Origin of the sequence: Phenylobacterium sp., from assembly GCF_035475775.1 — a bacterium.
Lineage (GTDB): Bacteria > Pseudomonadota > Alphaproteobacteria > Caulobacterales > Caulobacteraceae > Phenylobacterium.
This window is the reverse complement of sequence record NZ_DATIMC010000063.1, coordinates 1-7,125: the sequence shown is the minus strand read 5'-3', so window position 1 is coordinate 7,125 and position 7,125 is coordinate 1. Positions and strand designations below refer to the sequence as shown.

At 70.2% G+C, this 7,125-nt stretch carries 9 protein-coding genes; all 9 read left to right on the top strand.

Annotation, left to right across the window (positions count from 1 at the left end; all coding sequences use genetic code 11):
* Positions 1–81 (top strand): hypothetical protein (locus VLI41_RS07850; RefSeq protein WP_325267518.1); only part of this gene is annotated, 81 nt, incomplete at its 5' end.
* A gap of 48 nt (positions 82–129) precedes the next feature.
* Complete coding sequence (rplQ, locus tag VLI41_RS07845) at positions 130–543, top strand: 50S ribosomal protein L17 (protein WP_325267517.1); 414 nt, start codon at positions 130–132, stop codon at positions 541–543.
* A gap of 109 nt (positions 544–652) precedes the next feature.
* Complete coding sequence (locus VLI41_RS07840; protein WP_325267516.1) at positions 653–1,102, top strand: VOC family protein; 450 nt, start codon at positions 653–655, stop codon at positions 1,100–1,102.
* The gene (locus tag VLI41_RS07835; protein WP_325267515.1) at positions 1,099–1,434 is read left to right on the top strand and encodes an ArsR/SmtB family transcription factor; all 336 of its coding nucleotides are present in this window, start codon (positions 1,099–1,101) and stop codon (positions 1,432–1,434) included. Before VLI41_RS07840 ends, VLI41_RS07835 begins: the two co-directional genes overlap by 4 nt.
* Positions 1,431–1,895 (top strand): SRPBCC family protein, encoded by a 465-nt coding sequence (locus VLI41_RS07830; protein ID WP_325267514.1) that lies wholly within the window; start codon positions 1,431–1,433, stop codon positions 1,893–1,895. The genes VLI41_RS07835 and VLI41_RS07830 overlap by 4 nt, the downstream gene beginning before the upstream one ends.
* 45 nt (positions 1,896–1,940) lie before the next feature.
* On the top strand, positions 1,941–3,227 hold the full coding sequence (locus tag VLI41_RS07825; RefSeq protein WP_325267513.1) for a TCR/Tet family MFS transporter: 1,287 nt from the start codon (positions 1,941–1,943) through the stop codon (positions 3,225–3,227).
* Positions 3,228–3,295: 68 nt separating this feature from the next.
* Positions 3,296–4,705: a Do family serine endopeptidase gene (locus VLI41_RS07820; protein WP_325267512.1), complete on the top strand. Its 1,410-nt coding sequence runs from the start codon at positions 3,296–3,298 to the stop codon at positions 4,703–4,705.
* Positions 4,706–4,868: 163 nt separating this feature from the next.
* Positions 4,869–6,173: a replication-associated recombination protein A gene (locus VLI41_RS07815; RefSeq protein ID WP_325267511.1), complete on the top strand. Its 1,305-nt coding sequence runs from the start codon at positions 4,869–4,871 to the stop codon at positions 6,171–6,173.
* Between the two features lie 67 nt (positions 6,174–6,240).
* Positions 6,241–6,987, top strand: coding sequence for an RluA family pseudouridine synthase (locus tag VLI41_RS07810; RefSeq protein ID WP_325267510.1), 747 nt, complete (start codon positions 6,241–6,243; stop codon positions 6,985–6,987).
* The last annotated feature ends 138 nt before the right edge of the window (positions 6,988–7,125 follow it).

The window sequence follows — 7,125 nt, the reverse complement described above, 5'->3', positions numbered from 1 at the left end:
CTGCACCTCGGCATGGACGTGCCGAACTGGCCGCCGGAGAACATCGAAGAGCTGGCCAAGAAGTTCGAAGACCAGATGTGATTTGCCGCGGCGCGTCGGGAGACGCCCCGCCTCGAAGGAGAGTTTTCCATGCGCCACGGTCACGCGCACCGCAAACTGGGCCGCACCAGCAGCCACCGCACGGCCATGTTCGCCAACATGGCGGCCAGCCTGATCAAGCACGAGCAGATCGTGACCACGCTTCCGAAGGCCAAGGAGCTTCGGCCCTTCGTGGAGAAGCTGGTGACGCTGGCCAAGCGCGGCGACCTGCACGCCCGGCGCATGGCCATCTCCCGGGTGCGCGACGTGGAGCAGGTGGGCAAGCTGTTCGGCACGCTCGGCCCCCGCTACGCCGAGCGGAGCGGCGGCTATATCCGGGTGCTGAAGGCGGGCTACCGGTTCGGCGACAACGCCCCCTTGGCGGTGATCGAGTTCGTCGATCGCGACCCGGCCGAGAAGGGCAAGGACTCCGGCCCCGTGGTGGAGAGCTTCGCCGAGGCCTGAGCGCTTCGGCGCCCGCAGGAAGAAGCCCCGGCCAACCCGGGGCTCTTTCTTTTGCCCGGATAATTGCTAGAATGGAGAAATATTCCAACCCGCGGAAAGGAGATCGGCCATGGCGCGCGCATCGGTCACGCCAGCCCTGTTCTATCAGGACCCCAAGTCGGCCATCGCCTGGCTGGAGAAGGCCTTCGGTTGCGAGGTCGCCATGCTGATCGAGACCCCCGAGGGCCAGTTGTCCCACTCCGAGCTCAGCTTCGGCGACGGGCTCCTCATGGTGGGCAGCGAGTGGCATGAGGACACCCGCAGCCCGAAGTCGGTCGGCGGCAAGAACACCCAGTTCCTGCACCTGCATGTGGAGGACGACCTCGACGGCCACTGCGCACGCGCCAGGGCCGCGGGCGCAGAGATCATCCAGGAGCCTGCCACCCAGTTCTACGGCGACCGGACCTACCGCTGCAAAGACCCCGAGGGTCACATCTGGACCGTCGGCCAGACGGTCAGGCAGGTGAGCCGCGAAGAGGCCGAGCAGGCCAGCGGCCTGAAGATCCAGGGCTGGGTGTGAGGCCGGCGCCGGCCGAGCTCGACCGAACGCTGGCGGCGCTCGCAGATCCGTTCTGCCGCCGGACAGTCGAGCTGCTCGCCCGTCAGCCGCGGCCCGCGGGCGAGCTGGCCCGCGAACTCGATCTGCCCGCGCCCGCGATGAGCCGGCGGCTGAAGACGCTGCGCGAGGGCGGCCTGGTCGAGGAGAGCCATCCCGAGTTCGACGCCCGCGTGCGCATCTACGCCTTGAGGGCGGGAGCCATGAGCGAGCTGAAGCGGTGGTTGGAGGAGGCGGAGCGTCTCTGGGGTGAGCAACTGGTGGCCTTCAAGGCGCATGTCGAGCGGCGCCGATGATCTCCAAGGTCTTCGTGGCGCTGCGGGTGAAGGCCTCTCCCGAGCGCGCCTTCGAGGCCTTTGTGGGCGAGATCGGCGCCTGGTGGCGGCCGAACGGGCTGTTCCAGACCACCCCGCGCGCGCCGGGGCGGCTGGCGTTCGAGGCCGGGGAGGGCGGACGGCTCACGGAAACCCTGGCCAATGGCAAGGTGTTCGAGATCGGCAGGATCACGGCCTGGGAGCCGCCTTCAAAGCTGGTGTTCGCCTATCGGCAGGCCAACTTCCCGCCCGATCTTCGAACCGAGGTGGAGGTGCGCTTCGAGCCGGTGGGCGATGAGACCCGCGTCAGCGTCGAGCATCGAGGCTTCGACCGCGTGCCGGCGGACAGCGCGGCGCGGCATGGCTTTCCGGACCAGGTCCTGCTCCTGCGGCTTGCCGAGTTCTGGCGCGCGCAGCTTGCCTCGCTCGGCGAACTTGCGTAACGGTGATCTTCGAGTTCCGGTTTTGTTTCCGCAGCGGGATGCCTGATGGACGACGCCGCCGCTCCGCTTCAGAGGCCTGCGCCGGCGGGGGCGACGCGCGCGCCGCAGCGGCGCCAGGCGGCGTTCGGCTTCATCTTCGCCAGCGCGCTGATGAACTCGGTCTCGTTCGGCATCATGATCCCGATCCTGCCGAACCTGATCCGCCAGTTCACCGGCGGCGACACCGCCGCGGCCTCCGAATGGAATATGGTGTTCGGCGCCAGCTGGGGGCTGATGCAGTTCTTCGTCGGCCCGATCCTCGGCATGCTCTCCGACCGGGTGGGCCGCAGGCCCGTGCTGCTGATCTCCTTCTTCGGCCTGGCGGTCGATTTCCTGTTCATGGCCTTCGCGCCGAGCCTGTGGTGGCTCTACGTCGGGCGCATCCTGAACGGCATGACCGCCTCCAGCTTCTCCACCGCCGGCGCCTACCTCGCCGACGTCACCGCGCCCGAGCGCCGCGCCAAGAGCTTCGGCATGCTGACCTCGGCCTTCTCCTTCGGCTTCATCATCGGCCCGACGATCGGCGGGGTGCTGGGCGAGCACAGCCTCAGGCTGCCGTTCCTGGCGGCCGCGGCGATAACCGCCGTGAACTGGTTCTACGGGCTGCTCATCCTGCCCGAGTCGCTCCCGCCCGAGCGGCGGCTGAAGGCCTTCAACTGGGCGCGCGCCAATCCCCTGGGATCGCTGCGCCTGCTGCGCGGCCATCCGGGCCTCCTGGGCCTCGCCGGCGTGGGCTTCCTGTTCCAGCTCGCCCAGATCGTGCTGCCGACGATCTTCGTGCTCTACACGACCTACCGTTATGGCTGGACGCCGGGCGTGCTCGGGCTCACGTTCCTGCTCACCGGCGTGCTGGGCGTCATCGTGCAGATGTTCCTGGTGGGCCCGGCGGTCGCAGGACTTGGCGAGCGCCGCGTCGTCCTGCTGGGACTCCTCGCCGGGGCGAGCGGGTTCGTCTGGTATGGCGCCGCCTCGGTCGGATGGGCCTACCTGCTGGGCGCGCCGATCTTCGCGCTGTCGGGGCTCATCATGCCCGGCCTGCAGGGGCTGATGACCCGGCGGGTGTCGCCGTCGGCGCAGGGCCAGCTACAGGGCGCGAACCAGAGCCTGCAGGGCATCGCCTCGATCGTGGGCCCGCTGATCTTCGGCGAGACCTTCGCCTGGTCGCTGCGCCATCAGGCGAGCCTGCATTCGCCGGGCCTCGCCATCTATCTCTCCGCCGGCCTCCTGACGCTGGGTTTCCTGCTTGCCCTGCGCACGGCGCACGCCCCGGCGCCGGAGCGCCCGGCGGCCTGAAGGCTCGCCATGATTGCGCCCGAAACCTTGGCAGAGTGCGGCGGGTTCTCGTCTCGTCCGGAGAGCCCATGCGCGCCGTCCGCGTCCTGATCCCAGCCCTCGTCCTGCTCGCCGCCTGTTCGCCCTCCGGCCACAGCCAGGCCCAGACCCCCTTGCCCGCGCCCACGCGCAGCGTGCCGACCAGCGCGCTCGGCATGCGCCAGTCCTTCGCGCCGGTGGTGAAGAAGGCCGCGCCGGCGGTGGTGAACATCTCCTCCAAGCGCATGGTGCGCCAGCAGGTCGACCCCTTCTGGGAGCTGTTCGGCATCGGCGCGCCGCGCGACCGGATCGTAGGCTCGCTGGGCTCGGGCGTGATCGTCCGCTCGGACGGCGTGATCATCACCAACAACCACGTCATCGAGAACGGCCAGGAGATCACCGTCTCGCTCGCCGACCGCCGCGAGTTCCCGGCCCACGTGCTGCTGGCCGACGCCCGCACGGACCTCGCCGTGCTGAAGATCGACGTCCCCGGCGGCAAGCTCCCGGCGCTGGCCATCAACGACACCGGCGACCTGCAGGTGGGCGATCTCGTGCTGGCCATCGGCGATCCGTTCGGGGTCGGCCAGACGGTGACCAACGGCATCGTCTCGGCGCTGAACCGCACCGCCGATCCCTCCGGCAGCGACGCCTCGAGCTACATCCAGACCGATGCGGCGATCAATCCGGGTAACTCGGGCGGCCCCCTGGTCGACATGAACGGCGAGATCATCGGCATCAACTCCTTCATCCTGTCGCGCTCGGGCACCTCGTCGGGCGTGGGCTTCGCGATTCCCGCGGCGCTGGTGAAGCGGGTGGTGGAGACCGCGCTCGGCGGCGGCCGATCGCTGGTCCGCGCCTGGCTCGGCGCCCGCACCCAGTCCGTCACGCCCGAGATCGCCCGCAGCCTCGGACTTGCGACGCCCCAGGGGGCGCTGGTCGCCGACATCTGGCCCGGCGGTCCGGCCGCGCAGGCCGGCCTGCATCAGGGCGACGTGGTCACCTCGGTGGACGGCAAGCCGCTCGCAGACGCCAGCGGGCTGGCCTATGTGATCTCGACCCACAAGATCGGCGATGCGATCCGCCTCGGCGTGCGCCGCGGGAAAGGCGAGCGGCAGGCGATCCTGCGCGCGGAGGCCCCGCCGGCGAGTCCGGCGCGCGACGAGCGCGTGGTCGGCGGGCGCAACCCGTTGCAGGGCGCGACCGTGGTGAACCTCTCGCCCGCCGTGGCCGATCAGTACGGCCTCGACCCCTTCGCCGCCACTGGGGTGATGATCGTGAGCGCCGGCCAGGGGCTCGCCGGCCAGGCGGGCCTGCGGCCCGGCGACATCGTCAAGGCTGTGAACGGCCGCAAGGTCGGCAGCGTCGCCCAACTGGTCGCCGCGCTGCAGACCGGCTCACAGGTCTGGCAGCTCACCATCGAGCGCGACGGCCAGGAGATCACCGGCGAATTCCAGGTGTAGTTCGTCCCTTCCTTGACCGGGATGGACAGGCCGCGGAGCGGTCAGCGTGGGGAAGAACGGATCGGACTCCTATTCGGAGTTCTTGCCCCTCAATTCCCCACCCGGCCGAGCTGCGCTCGGGCCACCCTCCCCATCAAGGGGAGGGAAGTGCTACTCCGTTCGCATGGCCGACCTGTTCGAAGCCGCCGGGATCACGCCTGAGGCCCCTTCGCCGCTCGCCGACCGACTGCGGCCGAAGACGCTCGACGAAGTGGTGGGCCAGGATCATCTGCTCGGGCCCGACGGGCCGATCCGGCGGATGGCCGAGGCCCGGCGGCTGTCGTCGATGATCCTGTGGGGTCCGCCGGGCACCGGTAAGACGACCATCGCGCGCCTGCTCGCCAAGGCCGCGGGCTACGAGTTCCAGCAGCTCTCGGCTGTGTTCTCCGGCGTTGCGGACCTGAAGAAGGCGTTCGAGGCCGCCCGGCTGCGCCGCGCCGCGGGCCAGTCGACGCTGCTGTTCGTCGACGAGATCCACCGCTTCAACCGCGCCCAGCAGGACGGCTTCCTGCCGTTCGTGGAGGCGGGGGTCGTCACGCTGGTGGGCGCCACCACCGAGAACCCGTCGTTCGAGCTCAACGGCGCCCTGCTCTCGCGTTGCCAGGTGTTCGTGCTCAAGCGCCTCGACGACGCGGCGCTGGAAACCCTGCTGGAGAAGGCCGAGGGCTATGAGGGCCGGCCGCTGCCGCTCGAGCCCGAAGCCCGCGGCGCGCTCCTGGCGCTGGCCGACGGCGACGGCCGTTACCTGCTCAGCCTGGCCGAGACCCTGTTCAACATCGGCTCGGTCAAGCCGCTCGCCACCCGGGAGCTGGGGCAGGTGCTGCAGAAGCGCTCGCCCGCCTACGACAAGGACCGCGAGGAGCACTACAACCTCATCTCGGCGCTGCATAAGTCGATCCGCGGCTCCGATCCCGACGCCGCCCTCTACTGGCTCGCCCGCATGCTGGCGGGCGGCGAGGATCCACTGTTCATCGCCAGAAGGCTGATCCGCGCCGCCGCCGAGGACATCGGCGAGGCCGACCCGCTGTCGCTCCTGCTGGCCAACGCGGCCAAGGAGACCTACGACTTCCTGGGATCGCCGGAGGGCGAGATCGCGCTCGCACAGACCGTGGTGCACCTCGCCACCGCGCCCAAGTCCAACGCAGTCTACAAGGCGTTCGGCGCGGCCATGGCGGCGGCCAAGGAGACCGGCTCGCTGATGCCCCCCAAGCACATCCTGAACGCCCCCACCCGGCTCATGAAGGACCTCGGCTACGGCAAGGGCTACGCCTACGACCACGAAGTCGAGGAAGGCTTCTCCGGCCAGGACTACTTCCCCGAGGAGATGGAGCGCCGGCGCTTCTACCAGCCCAAGGGCGAGGGCTCGGAGGCCCGCATCAAGGAGCGGATGGAGCGCTGGGCGGCGCTGCGAAGCCGCAAGAGCTCCTGAAGCAGACCGTTGGCCCCATTCCTCGGAGGGCTTTCGGGAGCTGCGCGTTTGCCCCTACACACGGCGGGTGAAGAAGCCCGCACTGCATCCCGTCGTCCTGACGCCGGAAGAGATCGCCTTCGTCAGGAGCCTGGTGATCTACGAGGACGCCGAGCTGCTGGCGCTGCGCAAGCCGCCCGGCCTCTCGAGCCAAGGCGGCCGGCGCGGCGCGAACACGCTGGACGAGCTGCTCTGGGCCTTGGCCAGGCCGGGCAAGGCCCGGCCACGGCTGATCCACCGGCTCGACCGCGACACCTCCGGCGTGATCCTGGCCGCCAAGACTCAGCCGGCCGCGGGCTTCCTCGGCAAGGCGATGATGGCCCGCCGGATCCACAAGAGCTACCGCGCCATCGTGACGCCGGGCCCGCCCGAGCCTTCGGTCGGCGTCATCGACGCCCCGCTCAGGCGCGAGGAGATCGGCCGCGAGGCCTATATGCGCATCTGTGCGGCCGAACATCCGGACGCCGAGAGCGCCGTCACCGGCTACCGCACCCTGGCCGCCGCCGCGGGGGCGGGACTGGTCGAGCTCGAGCCGCAGACCGGGCGCATGCATCAGCTGCGCGTGCACCTGGCCTCGATCGGCCGCCCGATCGCCGGCGATGCGCGGTATGGCGGGAGCCTGGCCGTGGGGGGGCAGGCGGTCGCCAGGCTGATGCTGCACGCCCAGGCGCTCACCTTCCCGCACCCGGCGGGCGGGCTGAAACGGATCGAGTCCGAGGTTCCCGCGGATTTCCAGGCGCTTGCCTCCGGCCTCGGTCTGGCGGAACGTGGCTGAAGGGACGCCCATTTTGAGGTGCGCCATGCAACGCGCTCTTCTCCCCGCCGTCGCCTGCCTCGCGCTCGCGGCCTGCGCGACGGCCCCGACCCGCTACCAGCCCATCGGCCCGAGCGGCGTCGGCTATTCCGAGCTCCG